Source organism: Aquibacillus rhizosphaerae, assembly GCF_030282825.1.
GTDB classification, from domain to species: Bacteria; Bacillota; Bacilli; order Bacillales; family Amphibacillaceae; genus Aquibacillus_C; species Aquibacillus_C rhizosphaerae.
Map to the genome: position 1 here is coordinate 1 of NZ_JASTZU010000001.1, position 18,997 is coordinate 18,997.

General features: G+C 36.5%; 16 protein-coding genes and 1 pseudogene. 16 read left to right on the top strand and 1 reads right to left on the bottom strand.

Features of this window, described 5'->3' with window-relative positions; all coding sequences use genetic code 11:
• The first annotated feature begins 487 nt into the window (after window positions 1-487).
• The 12 genes and pseudogenes from QQS35_RS00005 to QQS35_RS00060 all read left to right on the top strand — a co-directional run bounded on the left by QQS35_RS00005 (window position 488) and on the right by QQS35_RS00060 (window position 13,632).
• Window positions 488-718: a DUF1146 family protein gene (locus tag QQS35_RS00005; protein ID WP_285929754.1), complete on the top strand. Its 231-nt coding sequence runs from the start codon at window positions 488-490 to the stop codon at window positions 716-718.
• Window positions 719-1,539: 821 nt separating this feature from the next.
• A complete protein-coding gene (locus tag QQS35_RS00010; protein ID WP_285929615.1) occupies window positions 1,540-2,265 on the top strand; it encodes a YwmB family TATA-box binding protein in 726 nt (241 codons plus the stop codon).
• Between the two features lie 34 nt (window positions 2,266-2,299).
• Entirely contained in the window at window positions 2,300-3,610 is a 1,311-nt protein-coding gene (gene murA, locus QQS35_RS00015; protein WP_285929617.1) for a UDP-N-acetylglucosamine 1-carboxyvinyltransferase, read from the top strand.
• 268 nt (window positions 3,611-3,878) lie between these two features.
• On the top strand, window positions 3,879-4,703 hold the full coding sequence (locus tag QQS35_RS00020) for a M55 family metallopeptidase (protein ID WP_285929618.1): 825 nt from the start codon (window positions 3,879-3,881) through the stop codon (window positions 4,701-4,703).
• Between the two features lie 13 nt (window positions 4,704-4,716).
• Window positions 4,717-5,652, top strand: coding sequence for an ABC transporter permease (locus tag QQS35_RS00025; protein ID WP_285929619.1), 936 nt, complete (start codon window positions 4,717-4,719; stop codon window positions 5,650-5,652).
• A complete protein-coding gene (locus tag QQS35_RS00030; RefSeq protein ID WP_285929620.1) occupies window positions 5,649-6,602 on the top strand; it encodes an ABC transporter permease in 954 nt (317 codons plus the stop codon). The genes QQS35_RS00025 and QQS35_RS00030 overlap by 4 nt, the downstream gene beginning before the upstream one ends.
• A 5-nt stretch (window positions 6,603-6,607) precedes the next feature.
• Window positions 6,608-7,615 (top strand): ABC transporter ATP-binding protein, encoded by a 1,008-nt coding sequence (locus QQS35_RS00035; RefSeq protein ID WP_285929621.1) that lies wholly within the window; start codon window positions 6,608-6,610, stop codon window positions 7,613-7,615.
• A gap of 25 nt (window positions 7,616-7,640) precedes the next feature.
• Window positions 7,641-9,299, top strand: coding sequence for a peptide ABC transporter substrate-binding protein (locus tag QQS35_RS00040; protein ID WP_285929622.1), 1,659 nt, complete (start codon window positions 7,641-7,643; stop codon window positions 9,297-9,299).
• Between the two features lie 193 nt (window positions 9,300-9,492).
• On the top strand, window positions 9,493-10,416 hold the full coding sequence (locus QQS35_RS00045) for a S66 peptidase family protein (RefSeq protein ID WP_285929756.1): 924 nt from the start codon (window positions 9,493-9,495) through the stop codon (window positions 10,414-10,416).
• 180 nt (window positions 10,417-10,596) lie between these two features.
• Window positions 10,597-11,676, top strand: coding sequence for a mandelate racemase/muconate lactonizing enzyme family protein (locus QQS35_RS00050; protein WP_285929623.1), 1,080 nt, complete (start codon window positions 10,597-10,599; stop codon window positions 11,674-11,676).
• Window positions 11,677-11,697: 21 nt separating this feature from the next.
• Window positions 11,698-12,594: pseudogene (locus QQS35_RS00055) on the top strand (C40 family peptidase); the annotation flags it as partial.
• Between the two features lie 30 nt (window positions 12,595-12,624).
• Entirely contained in the window at window positions 12,625-13,632 is a 1,008-nt protein-coding gene (locus QQS35_RS00060) for an ABC transporter ATP-binding protein (RefSeq protein WP_285929757.1), read from the top strand.
• Window positions 13,633-13,642: 10 nt separating this feature from the next.
• Here QQS35_RS00060 and QQS35_RS00065 read toward each other — a convergent pair whose 3' ends face one another.
• Complete coding sequence (locus QQS35_RS00065; protein WP_285929624.1) at window positions 13,643-13,795, bottom strand: hypothetical protein; 153 nt, start codon at window positions 13,793-13,795, stop codon at window positions 13,643-13,645.
• A 251-nt stretch (window positions 13,796-14,046) separates the two neighbouring features.
• Between QQS35_RS00065 and spoIID the strand changes: the two genes are divergently transcribed.
• From spoIID to spoIIID, 4 genes are all read left to right on the top strand, one after another.
• The gene (gene spoIID, locus QQS35_RS00070; protein ID WP_285929625.1) at window positions 14,047-15,153 is read left to right on the top strand and encodes a stage II sporulation protein D; all 1,107 of its coding nucleotides are present in this window, start codon (window positions 14,047-14,049) and stop codon (window positions 15,151-15,153) included.
• Between the two features lie 349 nt (window positions 15,154-15,502).
• A complete protein-coding gene (locus tag QQS35_RS00075) occupies window positions 15,503-16,384 on the top strand; it encodes a M23 family metallopeptidase (protein WP_285929626.1) in 882 nt (293 codons plus the stop codon).
• 814 nt (window positions 16,385-17,198) lie between these two features.
• Window positions 17,199-18,233: an AimR family lysis-lysogeny pheromone receptor gene (locus tag QQS35_RS00080; protein ID WP_285929627.1), complete on the top strand. Its 1,035-nt coding sequence runs from the start codon at window positions 17,199-17,201 to the stop codon at window positions 18,231-18,233.
• A gap of 350 nt (window positions 18,234-18,583) precedes the next feature.
• A complete protein-coding gene (spoIIID, locus tag QQS35_RS00085) occupies window positions 18,584-18,877 on the top strand; it encodes a sporulation transcriptional regulator SpoIIID (RefSeq protein ID WP_285929629.1) in 294 nt (97 codons plus the stop codon).
• Window positions 18,878-18,997 lie beyond the last annotated feature (120 nt).

Here is an 18,997-nt window from a genome sequence, read left to right on the forward strand (position 1 = left end):
TTCCCCATGAAAAACACCTCCGATTTTAGTACTTGTCTTAAGTGTACCATTTCCGAAGGTGTTTTATATTGTCTCACTAATTTATGTTAGTCCAAGTCCACCCTATGGATTAAAGCTTTTTTTAATTGTTATGAGAAAAAATCTATAGAATAAAACGTAACTTTTAACCTCCCCTCATTGTAGTATGAAAGACAATTGCTTGTTTAGTGTGAGGAAAGCAAATATCTAGAGTGGAAATCAACAAAAAAGTACGTTTAATATCTACTTATGAGAAGAGAGTGTAGGGTAATGATAAGTTAATCTGTCACTATTTCCCGGGAAATGCCAGTTATTGTAGTTAAATAAATGGAATTTCATATATTATAAGTTATTTTGGGATTTTGGTTCATTATCTAGTAGTATCATCTAACAGCATTGACAATTTTAATACCACGTGGCAAAGTAGTTAAAATAAATCTAATTTAGAAAGGTGTGATTGAATATGATGATGCAATTGTTAGGGCAAGATGCTTTAATAAGTATGATCTCTCACATCGTTTTTATTATCATTACATGGCAAGTATTGCAATCGTTAAATTTTGACCAGTTATTTAGAAAAACTCGTACATATGAAGCGAGAATATTAATCATATTTATTACGATAGCGATTGGAACAACCGTTAGTAACTTTTTTTTAGACTTCTTACGATGGTCCGAACAGCTCGTTTACCTATTTTAGCAATATATTTTCTATAAAAAACCTTTCAACACGGGAAGGTTTTTTATTATGGATTTTTTAAAAAGATATGTAGTTTATGGTAGATAAAATATAAAGTCTGCACTAGAGCAATGGCTACGCTCCTCAAGCAAAATTGACTCCCTTTCCGCAGGCACGGCTTCAGCTAACTCAGAAAAAAACGCTTCTGAGTGGATCTTCAGCTCGCGCTGTTCCTGCAGGACAAGGAATGCTTCGACAGCAATACATCGCACGAAGAAAATCGATTTTTATTTTCGAGGAGTGTCGCCAATTTTACTTGATCCGCTGAAAAAAGTATCTATTGAATAATCTTTCTTATGTTAGTTGAATTTTTTACTATGTTTCGTTGTAGAGCATAGAATCAATTCCTAAATACCTCTCGCTTGAAAAAAACATACTAAGCGAAGGGGAAATGCGAGACTCCTATGGGAAAGGAACAGTCTGAAGGCCCCACAGGGAGCGGTTTTTTCTCCCGAGGAGACTGAAGCGTTCCCCATGGAAAGCGAGTATTTTTCCGTAGCGCTGGATTAACCATTCATCTTAAATAAATTGAAAGGAAGTTACGATAAACTTAATGCAAACTTTACATCAAGTTAGACGACTTTAAAGCAAAAATATTTACGAAAATATGCTGTATTATATTTGGCTAAGAATCAACTTTCTAGCTATCACATACTAGGTTAAAAGATTACTAGAAAGGATTAATTCATATAGTTTCATAGAAAATCCTATAAAATTGTATGTTTTCAATTATATCGGTCGATACTGATTTACAACAAGAACTTACAAGGGGAGATATATATATGAAAACAAGGTTTATTCTCGGTTCTATTATTTTTACTATCATTATTTTTTCATTCCAAACACTTTCAAGTGCTTCTACAAATCAGCTTACTGAAATCAATCAAATTGCGAATCTACTAGAACAAGAAGATATATTCATTGACAACTGGGAAGTCATCGTTAAAGAAAAAAAAGATTATCAAACGTTTGAACAAATGCTAAAAAAGGTAAAGAAAGAATACGAGGGATATAAATTTGAAAAAACAGAAACAAAAAATGCAACCAAATTTATTTTCAAACCCCATAAAAATGATATTGTTGACGAATCATTTATACTGATTGTGCCTAAATCAAATGCGCAAGAATATGAAATTACTTATAAAATTACCGGTAATAATTGGAACGAAGAAATTCAAGAAACATACGAAAATAAACTTGAAGAGATTACAAGGGAATTATTTACTGAAAATTTGACAAAATTCTCTTGTATCAAAACACAATCAAGTGTTATTATGGATAGAGTTTCTATGTTAAATCATTTACAAGAAAAATTAAATGTTCAAGCGCTAAATAATATACATGAAGAAGATTTTACAGTCCTATCTGGTTTTACTCCACGCTGGGAAACTGTTATACCTACCTCGGACAAGTCATTACCAATGAATGTACAATTGGCTGCTCGAGAAGGATTGGGCGGAAAGACAACCATAACAATAGGAACACCTATCATAACTACTGAATATTAATAATAGTGAAATTGGACGCAGAGGAGAATGAACCTTGGATAAAATCATCGTCCGTGGTGGAAGGCAGTTAACCGGCACAGTAAAGGTAGAAGGTGCTAAAAATGCCGTGCTGCCTGTCATCACCGCAAGTCTAATCGCAAGTGAAGGTAAAAGTGTCATTAATGACGTTCCAGCCCTTGCTGATGTTTATACGATTAAAGAAGTATTGAGCAATATGAATGCAAACGTGCGTTTTGAAAATAATACAGTGACTGTTGACGCATCCGAACCCCTAACTACAGAAGCTCCAATGGAGTATGTTAGAAAAATGCGCGCATCAGTACTTGTATTAGGTCCGTTGCTTGCACGCTATGGTCATGCGAAAGTAGCTATGCCAGGTGGCTGTGCAATCGGATCAAGGCCTATTGATTTGCATCTAAAAGGCTTTGAAGCAATGGGTGCAAAGGTGCATGTAGGAAACGGCTTTGTTGAAGTTCATGCCGAAGGTCGTCTCCAAGGAGCGAAGATTTATCTGGATGTTCCTAGTGTAGGAGCTACAGAAAATATTATGATGGCAGCTGCTTTAGCTGAAGGTAGAACGATTTTGGAAAACTGCGCAAAAGAACCGGAAATTGTAGATTTAGCTAACTTCTTAAATAAAATGGGTGCAAGAGTAATTGGTGCAGGTACAGAAACCATTAAAATTGACGGTGTTGAAAAATTAACTGGTGCTGAGCATACAATTATCCCAGACCGTATCGAAGCAGGTACATTTATGGTTGCTGCTGCAATAACTGGTGGAAATGTTTTAGTCAGAGGCGCAGAGTTAGAGCATATGCGTTCCTTGGTTTCAAAAATGGAAGAAATGGGTGTTAAAATCTCAGAAGAGGTAGATGGTCTAAGAGTTATTGGACCTAAAAACCTTAAAGCTACAGATTTGAAAACATTGCCACACCCAGGATTTCCGACAGATATGCAATCTCAAATGATGGCACTCATGTTGAATGCCAAAGGCACAAGTGTGATTACAGAAACTGTATTTGAAAACAGATTTATGCATGTCGAAGAGTTTCGTCGAATGAACGCTAAAATTAAGATTGAAGGCCGTAGCGTCATTGTTGAAGGACCTGTAACATTACAAGGGGCAGAAGTTGCTGCAACAGATTTAAGAGCAGGGGCAGCATTGATTTTGGCTGGATTGACCGCAGAAGGTTATACACGTGTCACTGAGTTAAAACACTTAGACCGTGGGTATGTAGATCTAACAGAAAAATTAGCACAACTAGGTGCTGATATTGAACGTGTTAATGATGAAGACATTGTCATTGTTGATGCTACTGAAAAACAACAAACTTCAGCATCTTAAAAGTTATTAGAGACTGTCTTGGAACAGATCATCAAATTCAGAGGGAAAACATCTGGTTTTGATTGATTGTTCTGAGACGGTCTCTTTTTTTGTTTAAAATTATTTCTAAAGACATTAAGTACCAAGTAGATACATATTAATTAAAGGAAAATAAAATTTGTATGTGAGAATATCTTCCAATAGTAATGTAAAATTTTACAAGAGCATGATACAATTCATTTAAATTTTTAGAAAAATCTAACACCTTTGAAGAAGGAGAATACCAACTATGAAACTATATTTATCAGTAGACATGGAAGGGATTACGGGATTACCTGATCATACTTATGTAGACTCTAGTAAACATAATTATGAAAGAGCAAGACGAATTATGACAAAAGAAACGAACTACGTTATCGAAGAAGCGTATAAGAATGGCGTTACAGAAATACTTGTAAATGACAGTCATTCAAAAATGAATAATATATTAATTGACGAGTTACATCCAGAAGCCTATTTAATAACAGGTGACGTTAAGCCACTTTCAATGGTTCAATGTTTGGATAATAGCTATTCAGGTGCGATGTTTCTTGGCTATCATGCACGAGCAGGTGAGTTTGGTGCAATGGCCCACTCAATGATTCATGGAGTAAGGAATTTTTACATAAACGATGATAAGGTTGGTGAGCTAGGTTTTAATGCCTATGTTGCTGGCCATTTTGGTGTTCCGGTTTTAATGGTTGCTGGTGATGACCAAGCATGTGCAGAAGCAGAACAACTTATTCCCCATATCACTACAGCTTCTGTAAAACAAACAATTTCCAGATCTGCAGTGAAAAGTTTAACACCAAAGAAAGCCGGAGTACTTCTTCAAGAAAAAGTTGCAGTTGCACTAGAAAATAGAAATAAGGTAAAACCTCTTGCACCACCTAAAAAACCGACGCTTCGAATTGAATTTACTAACTATGGAGAAGCCGAGTGGGCAAACTTAATGCCGGGCACTGAAATCGAGCCTGGGTCACCTACAGTGAAATTTGAAGCAAAAGATATTTTAGAAGCATATCAAGCAATGATTGTAATGACAGAATTAGCTATGCATACAACATTTCGTTAGGAGGTAAGGGGGAATGCTCCAATATATAGTAAAACGCTTTCTAATGATGATTATTACACTTCTGATTATCGTTACATTGACCTTCATATTAATGCACTCTGTTCCTGGATCACCTTTTAATGAGGAGCGAGGTACAAATGCAACAATTCAAGCCAACTTAGAAGCTCATTATCATTTAGATGAACCACTTTATGTACAGTACTTTATTTATTTAAAATCAATCGTTACATTCGATTTTGGACCATCAATTAAACAACCAACTTCATCAGTAAATGATTTGTTAAGTCGTGGATTTCCAATTTCATTAGAACTTGGACTCGTCTCGATAACGGTTGCTATCATCTCTGGGATATTATTAGGGATTATCGCTGCTTTAAGGCATAACGGTATGATTGATTATATAGCAATGACCATAGCGGTCTTAGGCATCTCCATTCCTAACTTTATATTAGCGACACAACTTATCCAAACATTTGCAGTGTATTTTAAAATTTTACCGGCAGCGACTTGGTCAAGTCCGATGCACATGATCCTACCGACGTTAGCTTTAGCGACAGGACCGATGGCTATCATTGCTCGGTTAACACGGTCTAGCATGCTGGAAGTGTTAACACAAGACTACATAAAAATGGCCAAAGCTAAGGGGCTTTCTCCGGTAAAAATTGTCTTTAAACATGCATTAAAAAATGCTTTGATGCCGGTTGTTACGATCCTCGGTACATTACTTGCAGGAATCCTTACAGGCACATTTGTATTAGAACAAATCTTCGCCATTCCAGGTATGGGTAAATATTTTGTTGAAAGTATTAATACAAGAGATTATCCAGTTATTATGGGTACAACTGTTTTTTATAGTGCTTTTCTTATTCTGATGCTTTTTCTTGTAGATGTAGTCTATGGTTTATTAGATCCACGCATAAAGCTTCATACGAAGGAGGGAGAATCATGAGTTTGCTTAGTGAAAAACAAAAAAACAGTTCTCCATCCATACCAGATGAATGGTTTTCACCTTTAAATAAACAAAAGCAAGATGCAGAAAAGTTAACCAGGCCATCGCTTTCTTACTGGAAAGATGCCTGGCAACGTTTAGTAAAGAATAAATTGGCAATGACCGGGTTACTATTTTTAGTATTTTTAGCAATCATGGCCGTTTTTGGACCAATATTATCGCCACATTCCGTTACAGATATCAATCTTCCTAACCAAAATCAATTACCTTCAAGTACGCATTGGTTTGGAACCGACGAACTTGGTCGAGATGTATTTACTCGAACATGGTACGGGGCTCGTATTTCTTTGTTTGTAGCATTGATGGCTGCTTTGATAGATTTTACTATTGGTATCATTTATGGCGGCATTTCAGGATACAAAGGTGGGAAGACCGATAATATGATGATGCGTATTGTTGAAATATTGTACGGCCTACCATACTTGCTTGTAGTTATTATGTTGCTTGTCGTGATGGGGCCAAGTTTAACAACCATTATCATCGCTTTATCTGTTACCGGTTGGGTTGGAATGGCTCGAATTGTTCGTGGCCAAGTGTTACAACTGAAGAACCTAGAATTTGTACTTGCTTCCAAGTCATTTGGCACAAAAACAATTCGTATTATTAGGAAAAACTTATTGCCAAATACCATGGGACCAATCATTGTTCAAATGACCTTAACCATACCGTCTGCAATATTTGCGGAAGCATTTTTAAGTTTCTTAGGACTTGGAATACAAGCACCATTTGCTAGTTGGGGAGTAATGGCTAATGATGCTTTAGGCACTATTTTATCAGGTCATTGGTGGCGCCTATTTTTCCCGGCTTTCTTTATATCCGCAACAATGTTTGCTTTTAATGTACTAGGAGATGGACTACAGGATGCATTAGATCCGAAGCTGAGGGAGTGACTACAATGGAAAAGATACTTAATGTGAAAGACCTTCATGTTTCCTTTAAAACGTATGGCGGCGAGGTTCAAGCTGTTCGTGGTGTTGATTTTCACCTTGAAAAGGGAGAAACACTTGCGATTGTTGGTGAGTCAGGATGTGGAAAAAGTGTAACATCAAATAGTATTATGCGGTTGATTCCAAGTCCTCCTGGCAAAATAACAAAAGGCTCCATTAGCTATAGAGGTCAGGACTTAACACAAGCTACAGAAAAACAAATGCGTAAAATTCGTGGGTTAGACATATCGATGATTTTTCAAGACCCCATGACAGCGTTGAATCCTACTTTAACAATTGGAAGTCAATTGATTGAAGGGTTGCTCCAACATAAACCAGTTTCAAAAAAAGAAGCGAAATTAAAAGCATTGAGAATGATGGATTTAGTAGGAATACCAAACCCAGAAGAACGTATGAAACAGTATCCACACCAATTTAGCGGCGGGATGAGGCAAAGGATTGTCATTGCAATGGCTCTTATCTGTGATCCGGACTTATTAATTGCAGATGAACCAACAACAGCACTAGACGTAACAATCCAAGCGCAAATTTTGGAACTGTTTGAAAGAATACAAGAAAAAACAGGAGTATCTATTATTCTAATAACCCACGATTTAGGGGTTGTAGCAAAAATTGCTGATAGAATTGCTGTCATGTATGCAGGAAAGATAATTGAAGTTGGGACAAAAAGAGAAATTTTTTATAACCCGCAGCATCCATATACACAAGGGTTGCTGAAATCAGTTCCACGTCTTGATTTGAGGGAAGACACACTAATTCCAATTGAAGGAACACCACCAGATTTATTCGCACCTCCAGAAGGATGTCCATTTACTGCAAGATGTCCATTTGCTATGGAGGTATGTGATAAAATATATCCTTTTCATTCCAAGTTAACAGCTACACACAATGTAGAATGTTGGCTGCAGGATGAAAGAGGAAAACGCGTTGCTGCTTCTGCAATTGCGAGTAAGTGAAGATAAAAAAAGAGGGGGAATGACCATGAAAAAGTGGCATGCATTATTATTAGCCATCCTGACGGTACTAGTTTTAGCAGCTTGTACTGCCAATGAAAGTGCAGGAGAAGAGGAAGAAGAGGAAGCATCAGATTCAACAGAAACGGAAGATACAAATACAGAAACAAGTTCCGATGAAAAAGTTTTATACTTGAATAATGGAACAGAACCAACTTCCTTTGATCCACCAATAGGTTTTGATTCAAGTTCTTGGAGTGCACTAAACAATTTAATGGAAGGTTTAACGCGACTTGGTCAAGATGACCAACCGGAAGAAGCAATTGCAGAATCATGGGATATTTCTGATGATGGAACTGAATATACGTTCCATATCCGTGAAGATGCTACATGGTCTAATGGAGATGATTTAACTGCAGGTGACTTTGTCTTTGCGTGGAAACGTATGTTAGACCCAGAAGTTGGTGCCTCATCAGCCTTTTTAGGATATTTTATTAAAGGTGCGGAAGCATTTAATAGTGGGGAAGGCTCAAGTGATAACGTAGCAGTCGTAGCAGAAGATGAAAAAACATTAAAAGTAACATTAGAAAGTCCTGCTGGATTCTTCTTAAATGTGATTTCACTACCTGCTTTCTTTCCAATAAACGAAGCGGTAGCAACTGAAAATCCAGAATGGTTTGCAGAGGCTGAAACATTTGTAGGTAATGGACCATTTAAACTAGAGTCATGGACACATGATACAGAGTTGGTAATGGTTAAGAACGATCAGTATTGGGATGCTGATGCTATAAAACTAGATAAAGTTCATTGGGCAATGGTCAATGATTCGAATACAGAATATCAAATGTACGAGAGTGGAGATTTAGATACATCAGCAATACCTTCTGACATGGCAGAAGAGTTACTATCAGACGATGATGTAATTATTGAAGATCAAGCAGGGACTTATTTCTATCGTTTTGTGGTAGATAAAGAACCATTCCAGAATGCGAAGATTCGTAAAGCGATTGCCATGGCTATTGATCAACAACAAATTGTTGAATATGTGACCAAGAATGGTGAAGAGCCAGCATATGGTTTCGTAGCACCAGGATTCAAAGACCCTTCAGGTCAAGATTTCCGTGAAGCAAATGGTAATTTAGTTGAGTTTGATCCTGATCAAGCAACAAGTTTACTAGAAGAAGGCATGGCTGAAGAAGGTTACGATGAGCTTCCAGCAATTACATTGTCCTATAACACGAGTGATTCACATAAGGCAATTGCTGAAACGATCCAACAGATGCTAAAACAAAACCTAGGTATGGATGTCACATTGGAAAATGCAGAATGGAATGTATTCCTAGAAGATCAAAAGGCACTAAATCATCAACTATCTCGTAGTTCATTCCTACATGACTACGCTGATCCAATTAACGCTTTAGAAAGTTTCGTTACAGATTCTGCCATGAATCGTACGGGCTGGTCAAATGCAGAATATGATGAGTTAATTGCAAATGCAAAAGCAGCAACAGACGAGCAACAACGTTATGATTACATGTATGAAGCAGAAAAGCTTTTGTTTGAAGAAATGCCAATTTTCCCAATTCACTACTATAACCAAGTTGTTTTACAAAATCCAAGTGTGACAGATATCATTCGTCATCCGGTTGGTTACTTAGAGTTAAAATGGGCTGACAAAGCAGAATAATAAAAGTGGCAAGAAATTTAAAGACGGGATTGGTTCCTTCACTCTAGGTATTCTAGGAAGGGGAGCCATTCCTTCTTTCTTTTAAATTCATGAGTCAATTTTTAATTACCTTATTCAGTCTAGGTGACGACAAAATTAATATTAAGAAATTGATTAAAAGGATTGAAATACAGCTAGTTCGTAAAAGGAGGAGATTAGCTTGCGACCAGTAAGACTTCATAAAGGGGACACAATTGGAATCATTGCACCAGCAGGACCTCCTAAGGTTAATCAGTTAAAAAATGGCATCTCTTATTTACAATCACTAGGTTTAAACGTGAAAATAGGCAAGCATGTTTTTGATACGTATGGTTATTTAGCCGGTACGGATGAGGACCGACTACATGATCTACACGAGATGTTTGCCGATCATCATATAAAAGGTATTATTTGTGCGCGAGGAGGCTATGGTACAGCCCGAATAGCATCACAAATAAATTTTGAACTTATTGCTAACAATCCGAAAATATTCTGGGGGTATAGTGATATAACTTTTTTACATACAGCGATAAGGGAAAAGACAGGACTGGTTACGTTTCATGGTCCGATGGTAAGTTCTGATATCGGAGAACCGGATTTTGATACATTATCTAAACATATGTTTAACCAACTTTTTAAACCAAGTCAATTAATCTATACGGAACAAATTTCTCTGTTACAAGTTATAAATGAAGGCGAAGCAGTGGGAGAATTAGTTGGTGGTAACCTTTCATTACTAATTAACACGTTAGGTACTGAATTTGAAATTGACACTAGAAATAAATTATTAGTGATTGAAGATATAGGAGAAGAGACATATCGAATTGACGCTTTTCTCAATCAATTGAAAATGGCGGGTAAATTAAAAGACGTTAGTGGAGTAGTTGTAGGTGATTTTGGTGACACGGAAGTAAACAAAGAAACAAACTTGTTAAGTTTAGATGAGGTACTCACTCACTATTTAGCGGCTAAAGATAAACCAGTTATAAAAGGTTTTAAAATCGGGCATTGTCTTCCGAATTTTTCAATCCCATTTGGTGTAGAAGCAAAACTATCTAGTAAGGATAAGACATTACACATTTCACCAGGAGTGTGTTGAGTTTTAGTTTATTAAAAGCTAGGAATCAATAAAAAATTATGAGATGGCTAGCGTAAGGGGACTACCCGAGTCGAACATCTTTGTTGTAAAGAGCCCCACATAGATGATCGTCTTAAGCTTGTCGTGAGAGAGCAAGGCGCCTCGCACGTTTCTTATCAACTTAGTTGGAGGATTAAAACTATGAAGATTGCCAAACTAGAAACAATTCAAATGAACGTTCCATTAACAAAGCCATTCAAAACAGCATTACGAACCGTAACACAACTAGAATCTATTTTTGTAAAAATAACATGTGAAGATGGAACGATTGGATGGGGAGAAGCGCCACCTACCCATGTCATTACTGGTGATAGTTTAAAAAGTATTGATTATACAATACTAGAAATCTTAAAGCCGGCTTTAATTGGTAAATCATTATTACATACGGAATCCTTATTTCAGACACTCCATCAACAAATTATCGGCAACAGCAGTGCAAAGGCAGCAGTAGATATGGCAATTTATGATTGTTTCGCACAACGATGTGGATTACCGCTTTACCAGTTACTTGGTGGCTATCGTAATGAATTAGAAACAGATTTTACAGTAAGTGTAAATAGTCCAGAGGAAATGGTTGAGGATGCGCGGAAATACATTAATAATGGTTTTTCTGTTTTAAAGATAAAAGTTGGCATAGGTGATGTGATTACGGATATTAATAGAATAAAAACTATTAGAGAATCTATCGGAAAAGACGTTATCATTCGACTAGATGCTAACCAAGGCTGGTCGCCAAAAGCTGCTGTTAAAGCCATTAAAACAATGGAAGATTTGCAGTTGGATATTGAATTGGTAGAACAACCAGTCCAAGCAGAAAATATCGAAGGTTTAAAATATGTAACGGACCATGTAGATACACTAATTATGGCTGATGAAAGTGTGTTTTCCCTCATCGATGCTAGACGTGTTCTTGAGACAAGAAGTGCGGATTTAATTAATATAAAACTGATGAAAGCTGGCGGTATTTATCAAGCAATGAAAATAGCTAAATTAGCTGATAGTTATGGGGTAGAATGTATGGTTGGTAGTATGATTGAAACAAAGCTAGGTATTACTGCTGCAGCTCATTTCGCTGCAAGTCAAAAGAATATTACTAGATTTGATTTTGATGCTCCGTTGATGTTGGCAAAAGATAGTGTAGATGGTGGCATTACCTACGATAAAAATAAAATTCATTTACCCAAAACATCAGGGTTAGGAATAAATAAAGTAAATTTCTAATCATAGAATGGAGGGAAAAAGATGCATACGAACAACCATGATCAAATTTGGACAGTCAACGTTCCGGTAGCAACAGTTTGGACATCACCAGATTCCCCGCGCAAAATAGATTCACCAGGGATTAGTAATCCTCTTAATCTTGAAAAATGGTTACAACAACTAACCTTTGAACCAAGGCTAGCACTTTGTGATGATAATCTAGTACAGTCTCAAGTACTATTTGGTGAAGAGGTTATTGTAGAACAACAACAAGGAAATTGGAGTTTTGTAATCGTTCCAACGCAACCATCAAAAAAAGACCAGCGTGGTTACCCTGGTTGGATACCAACAGAACAATTAAGCCACGTAACATTAGATCATAGCAAACCCGTTGTCGTAGTGACAGATAAACAAGCGCTGTTTGCAAAAGAGAAAAGTCTGCAACAATTAACGATAAGTTACTTGACTCGACTGCCCTTATTACAACAAACAGAAAATAAAGTTTTAGTAGATAGTCCTATCGGAAGTGGTTATCTAACAAGTAGTAGTGTAACGATTTATGATTCGGTGGAGGCGATTCCTAAGCTAAGTGGTGATAGCATTGTCAAAACAGGCGAGGCTTTCCTTGGATTAGCTTACTTTTGGGGTGGAATGAGTGCTTTTGGTTATGATTGTTCCGGTTTTACCTACAACATGCATAAGGCGAACGGTTATCAAATACCGAGAGACGCCACAGACCAGGCGACAGCTGGAGAAGAAGTCGCCTTAGATCAAATCGAAACAGGGGACTTACTATTTTTTGCATATGAACAGGGTAAAGGGAAGTTACACCATGTCGGAATATATTATGGAGATGGATTAATGATTCATTCTCCTAAAACAGGAAAAGACATTGAAATAATTACTTTAGCGAATACGGTTTATGAGGAAGAGCTTTGTGCAGCAAGACGCTATTGGCAAAGGGCTACCATGAATAATGAAATTGCATTAAGCGTAAAACAATTAAAAAAACACTTTAATGTTGGAAAAAATCAAACATTAAAGGCAGTAGATGGCATAAATTTTGACGTATATAAAGGAGAGACATTCGGTTTAGTTGGTGAGTCAGGGTGTGGGAAGTCTACCATTGGTCGTACGATTATGGGGCTATACAACTGTACAGATGGTCAAGTCGTTTATAATAATAATAATATTCATGAACTAGATGATAAAGAATCGTTTGATTTTCGTAGAAACATGCAAATGATATTTCAAGACCCATACGCATCACTAAACCCACGTTCGACGGTGAAAGAAGTTATTTCAGAACCGATGGAAGTTCATGGACTATACCCCAACAAAAAAGAACGTTTAGACCGCGTCTATCAATTATTAGAAGAAGTTGGTTTAAGTAGAGACCATGCGAATCGTTATCCCCATGAGTTTAGTGGTGGGCAACGTCAACGAATTGGGATCGCTAGAGCATTAGCATTAGATCCAAGTTTTATTATCGCAGATGAGCCGATATCGGCTCTTGATGTATCTGTACAAGCGCAGGTAGTCAATCTATTAAAGAAACTACAACAGGAAAAAGGACTCACCTACTTATTTATCGCACATGATCTATCAATGGTGAAACACATTTCTGACCGTATCGGTGTTATGTATTTAGGGAACATGGTGGAACTTACAGAGAGTAATAATTTGTATGAACAACCATTACATCCCTATACGAAAGCATTGTTATCTGCGATTCCAATTCCAGACCCTGATATGGAGGAAGGTCGGGAAAGAATGATCTTAGAAGGAGAATTACCAAGTCCAATCAATCCACCAAGCGGCTGTGTATTTCGGACGCGTTGTCCCTTTGCGATGAAAGCATGTGCTGAAGTAAAACCAGAGTGGCAGGAAGTTGAAACAAATCACTTTGTCGCATGTCATCTATACAATGATCAAATAAAAAATAAGACACCTATAAAAGACGAAGTCTATCAATAAAAGAATAGATTCAACTAGATTTTATAGCATGCCGACGATTCGAATTGGTGTGCTGTTTCACTTGTTCGTCCAACACTTCTCTTAAAGAAACAGTCTCTACTATTGGACCTCTGTCTAAATGATTGCTTATCCACGCAAGCAAAAGAGTTATCCTTGTATTCATTAAAAGAAATCCGAAAAATAAACATAATCTGTACAACCTATTATTAATTCAGATGAACTTGTCTATCAAAAAATAATTAAATCTTCCTTAATTCTAGTTCTATTGTTTGTCTAGTCTGTATAGATTTAGTAGTAGAAGAATTAGAAACGCAAGTGAATAAGGCTTGTCCTTATAGCACGTCTTGATGCTTTTCTAAATCCTATCATCGACTAAGCAGACCAATTCTAATAGTACTAGAGGGGAGGCCACCTATGAATAGATGGAAAAAAAGTCCAACTAAAAATAAGTGGAAAAAACATGTAACATCAAAAAAGTTTCAACAACAAGTTGAATCAAGCAGATGGAAAGCGCCAAGTATCATTATCGTAGTTAGTTTATTTTCATTAATATTGCTGGTTCCTACATTAATTGTCTTCCCATTCATCCAAGAAGATGGAACCGAGACAGAGTCGGTTGATACAGCTCCAAAGAAAGAAGAGGTAGCAATGGAAGTAAGTGATTCTCCTTTTTCTGTGAAAGTGTTTCGAGCAAGCGAAGAGACAACAGAAGACGTACCACTAGAAGAATATGTCACAAGGGTGGTTGCTTCAGAAATGCCTGCTGACTTTGAACTAGAAGCATTAAAAGCACAAGCGTTAGCAGCTCGAACCTATATCGTGAACTATTTGATGCATGCCAAAAAGGGTTCTTTGCCGCAAGGATCTGATGTCACAGACACAGTCCAACACCAAGTGTATAAAGACGAGGATGAACTTAGGCAACAATGGGGAACAGATTATAATTGGAAAATAGATAAAATAAGTCGTGCTGTCTATGAAACGATGGGTGAGATTTTAACATATAATGACCAGCCAATTACACCATCCTTTTTCTCAACGAGCAATGGGTATACGGAGGACTCAGAAAACTATTGGACAAATGAATTACCTTATTTGAGAAGTGTGGCAAGTCCATGGGATGAAGACTCACCTAAGTTCTTAGATCAAAAAATATTTACTGTCTCTGAAGTGGAAAAAGCTCTTGAAATCCAAATTAGTCCAGATTCGGAAAGTTTTGAAATAAGTCGAACAGAAAGTAACCGAGTTGCTGAAATAAATTTAGCAGGACAGAAATTCTCTGGGCGAGAAGTGAGAGAGGCTCTTGGGCTAAATTCCAGTGACTTTGAAATTACTAAAAAAAATAATCATCTTGTATTTACAACAAAAGGATATGGTCATGGTGTAGGAATGAGCCAATATGGTGCAAATGGAATGGCACAAGAAGGTAAAAACTATAAAGAAATAGCCATGTATTTTTATCAAGATACAGAAATCAATCAAGTAAAAACAACGGCTCCAACTTTAGCTTCAGGTGAATAAATGTGTGCGAATAGAGAAGTGGAATTTCTGCTTCTCTATTTTTTTTCGTTTAAATACGATTTAAAAATGTTTGAATATATATACATTCGATCTGCATATTTGCCCGTTAGTTCATTATATATCTACACAAAACGTGAGCTAATGCTCGTTGTAATAGGTTATATCTACATCCGGGTTGTAGATATGCCCAGAGAGGCGTCATAGACTCAAAATTAGAAGTCAAATCAATTAATTTATATCAAAAATGTATAATATTTCAGCTTTGTCGAAAGATAAGTAGAAAAAAATTTCAATTTAATGTATATAATTTCCTCTTTCTGATCAGAATGATTGCTGAGGTGATGATCAAATGGAGGAAAATCAGAACGTTTCAAAAAAAGGTTGGAAACGTATCTTTGGCAAGAAGTGGTTCTTTCCAGCAGTATATTTAACAATGGCTGCGTTGTTGTTAACAGCAGTACTATGGTACCAAAATCTAGATAATCAAATTCCGGAGGCAACTGAAGAGCCTCAATCAGAGTTGGAAAATGATGAATCTTTTGGTAACCCATCAGAGTTTGATAAGGATTCTGACCCAGTTGTTAGTCAACAAGAAATAGTTAAAATGCCTGTTGCAGAGGAAAACCAAACAGAAATTGTAACAAAGTTTTATGATTATGACGCTGGTAGTGAAGATCAAGAAAAAGCACTTGTTCTATACGACAATAAATACTACCAAAGTGATGGAGTAGACTTTGCATCAGCTAATGGTGAAAGTTTCGATGTTACTGCATCGCTAAGTGGAACAGTGACGGAAGTAAAAGAAGATCCATTACTAGGGAATCTAATCAAAATTGACCACGGAAATGACATTTCCACTTATTATGCTAGTTTAGAGAACGTACTAGTAGAAAGTGGTGCGGAAGTAAAGCAAGGAGATGCGATTGCAACAGCAGGTCGTAACTTATTTGGTCAAGCTAGTGGTACACATGTTCACTTTGAATTAAGAAAAAATGGTGAACCTGTTAACCCAGAAGATTACTTCAATCAGTCTATGGCTGATATAGAAGTAGAAGAGTTAGAACAAGAAGAGAAAACAGATGAAGAAACAATGCAAGAAGATCCAGAACAAGGAACATCTAGTGATAGAGAAGATGATTCTACAGAGGATGAAGACGAAGCGGATGAAGGTGCTGAAGAGGAAAATGTTAACGAAAATACAGAATCCTCAGCAGCAATGGCAAATGCGTAAGTAACAATAGATTGTGTAAAAACCTTAGGATTATACCTAAGGTTTTTTACTTTAGGTTATTTTTAAAAAAATTGTTTATGGCAGGTAAAATATAAAGTCTGCAGTAGAGCACTGGCCCCGCTCCTCAAGCAAAATCGAACTCCCTTTCCGCAGGCACGGTTTCAGCTAACTCAGAAGAAAATCACTTCTGAGTGGATCTTCAGCTCGCACTGTTCCTGCAGGACAAGAAATGCTTCGACAGCAATACATCGCACGAAGAAAATCGATTTTTATTTTCTAGGAGTGTCGTCAATTTGCTTGATCCGCTGAAAACGGTATCTATTTAATAATCTTTCTTGTGATGATTAAAATTTTAAATATGTTTCGTTATAGTGCATGAAATCAAGGGCTAACTACCTTTTACTTTAAAAAAAACCATACTGAGCGAAGGCAAAATGCGAGACTCCTATGGGAAAGGAACAGTCTGAAGGCCCCACAGGGAGCGGTTTTTGCTCCCGAGGAGACTGAAGCGTTCCCCATGGAAAGCGAGTATTTTTCCGTAGCGCTGGATTAACCATTCATCTTAAATAAATTGAAAGGATGTTACGATAAACTTACTGCAAACTCTATATTTACGGAGAAGCTATATAAAAATTAAGTATATGGGCATAAAAAATACTCTATTTATATAGGTGGCTCATGATTTGAATGTAACAATGTCGAAAATTATTTAAAAGTGTCGAGCGAATATTAGTATATAACTGTTGAATAATTATTCATTTATGAAATAATGAATAGATATATTGGACGCCACTCAAGAAGAGGAGGGGGCAACATGGAAGAAAAAATACCGCATCATGATCATAAAATGATGGATGATTATAATCAAGTGAAATCAACGTTAAGTTTAAACCAATTTATTACGATGGTTAGCTTAGATAATAATGAGAAAACAGTTATCCAATTAGCGAGGCAATTTCTGATAGAATCCAAGTGTGAATCAGATTGGCGAGTTGGTATGGAATTTCTCTATATGAATGGTTTCTACAATGACTTAAATGTATTAATAGAAAGAAATAAACATTCAGATAATCCAATTAATCGTAAGGGTGCTCAGATATACGAATTAATGATTGCGAGATTAGACCATCATTTACCTTCTCATGTTGTAATCGAGCAAGTGAACAATATTACAACCGATATACCAGAATTAAAGTGTTTAATACGGTTTCTTACCATCTCAATTAACTTCTCTGCGCATAAGTATGACTGCCTGGGGTATTACCTTGATGAGATTAATTCGTTAATGCTTCATATTGAAAACCCTTTACTGGCATCCCTCTATAAAGCGCGGTTAAATATGCTACTGTTTATTTATTATTGGAAACGGAATGAGTTAATATTAGCTCGAAAGCACGCATATCGTGCACTAAACCAGACATATAACTTAGAAAGAAAATCACAATTACACATCAATTTGGGATTGAGCTATATATATGATGATTATACATCGTGTGTGTATCATTTAAATGAAGCATTAAAATTCGCTGAAATGTTCAACAATAAAAGGTTAATCCGTGCAATAAAGGATAGAAATTACCCATTTGTTTGTGCGCACTTCGGTGTCGTCGAAAATTTAAAGACTAATGATCCAAGTGAACAAGCCCATATAGAAATAGCTAAAGGTAATTTTCAAGGTGCCAAGGCAATCTTACGTGGAATAGATGAAATAACCCCATTTCGCAAGTATTATTTGGGACTAGCCACCGGGGAAAGAGACTTATTTATAAGTTCCTATAATGATTTCATTGAAAAACGTAGTGATCACTTCTTTGCCCGTTTACCACTTCACGAACTCAAACATCATTAATCACTTACAATTCACCATGGAAACAGCAAATTGTATCGAAATGATTCAGAAGAACTAAAAATTCATTTTACCCTTTCATTCATATGATGGGGTCTTTTTTATGTTTAAAAACACCCTTCGAATATCAGTCGTAATAAATTTTAATCATATTCCCTCACTTCTGTTAATAAAATGATACAAACCATAGAAAGAAGGTCTGAGGTGAGAGTGTGTGGGGCTTTTTAATCATAGGATATTACAACAGAGCCACTCTTTTAGTTTACATAATAAATATCATACAAATTATCACGAATCTCATCACCTTGTCTTTAATTAACACCTTGGACATACAACTCAGGGAGGCGAGTGATGTGCACGACTACATCAAAGAGAGAACTATCAGGATCGGCAGGTATCTCGTAGATACAAAAAAAACCGTACGAGTCATTGCGAAAGAGTTTGGAGTTTCCAAAAGTACAGTCCACAAAGATTTAACAGAAAGGCTACCAGACATTAACCCCGAACTAGCCAATGAAGTAAAAACGATCCTTGATCATCATAAAGCAATTAGACATTTACGTGGTGGTGAAGCAACAAAAATGAAATACAAGTTAAGTTCAGCATCAACAGTAACAGAAGAACCACCAATCAAACCAGTAGGTTAATAACCCGATCCTCCTGATTGCCAAAAAATATCCAAATTAGATAACTTTTTTATTTTAATTTTAACTAAATAATTAAATTTGTGATATTATATATAGTTAGAGGCATTGTGTTCAAGTACG

Bases quoted from the DNA above. Each gene is read 5' to 3' on its own strand.
- QQS35_RS00035 (WP_285929621.1), top strand. From the start codon at position 6,608: ATGGAAAAGATACTTAATGTGAAAGACCTTCATGTTTCCTTTAAAACG.
- QQS35_RS00075 (WP_285929626.1), top strand. From the start codon at position 15,503: ATGGAGGAAAATCAGAACGTTTCAAAAAAAGGTTGGAAACGTATCTTT.
- QQS35_RS00050 (WP_285929623.1), top strand. From the start codon at position 10,597: ATGAAGATTGCCAAACTAGAAACAATTCAAATGAACGTTCCATTAACA.
- QQS35_RS00065 (WP_285929624.1), bottom strand. From the start codon at position 13,795: ATGAATACAAGGATAACTCTTTTGCTTGCGTGGATAAGCAATCATTTA.
- QQS35_RS00060 (WP_285929757.1), top strand. From the start codon at position 12,625: ATGAATAATGAAATTGCATTAAGCGTAAAACAATTAAAAAAACACTTT.
- QQS35_RS00005 (WP_285929754.1), top strand. From the start codon at position 488: ATGCAATTGTTAGGGCAAGATGCTTTAATAAGTATGATCTCTCACATC.
- spoIID (WP_285929625.1), top strand. From the start codon at position 14,047: ATGAATAGATGGAAAAAAAGTCCAACTAAAAATAAGTGGAAAAAACAT.
- QQS35_RS00040 (WP_285929622.1), top strand. From the start codon at position 7,641: ATGAAAAAGTGGCATGCATTATTATTAGCCATCCTGACGGTACTAGTT.
- QQS35_RS00010 (WP_285929615.1), top strand. From the start codon at position 1,540: ATGAAAACAAGGTTTATTCTCGGTTCTATTATTTTTACTATCATTATT.
- QQS35_RS00020 (WP_285929618.1), top strand. From the start codon at position 3,879: ATGAAACTATATTTATCAGTAGACATGGAAGGGATTACGGGATTACCT.
- QQS35_RS00025 (WP_285929619.1), top strand. From the start codon at position 4,717: ATGCTCCAATATATAGTAAAACGCTTTCTAATGATGATTATTACACTT.
- QQS35_RS00030 (WP_285929620.1), top strand. From the start codon at position 5,649: ATGAGTTTGCTTAGTGAAAAACAAAAAAACAGTTCTCCATCCATACCA.
- QQS35_RS00080 (WP_285929627.1), top strand. From the start codon at position 17,199: ATGGAAGAAAAAATACCGCATCATGATCATAAAATGATGGATGATTAT.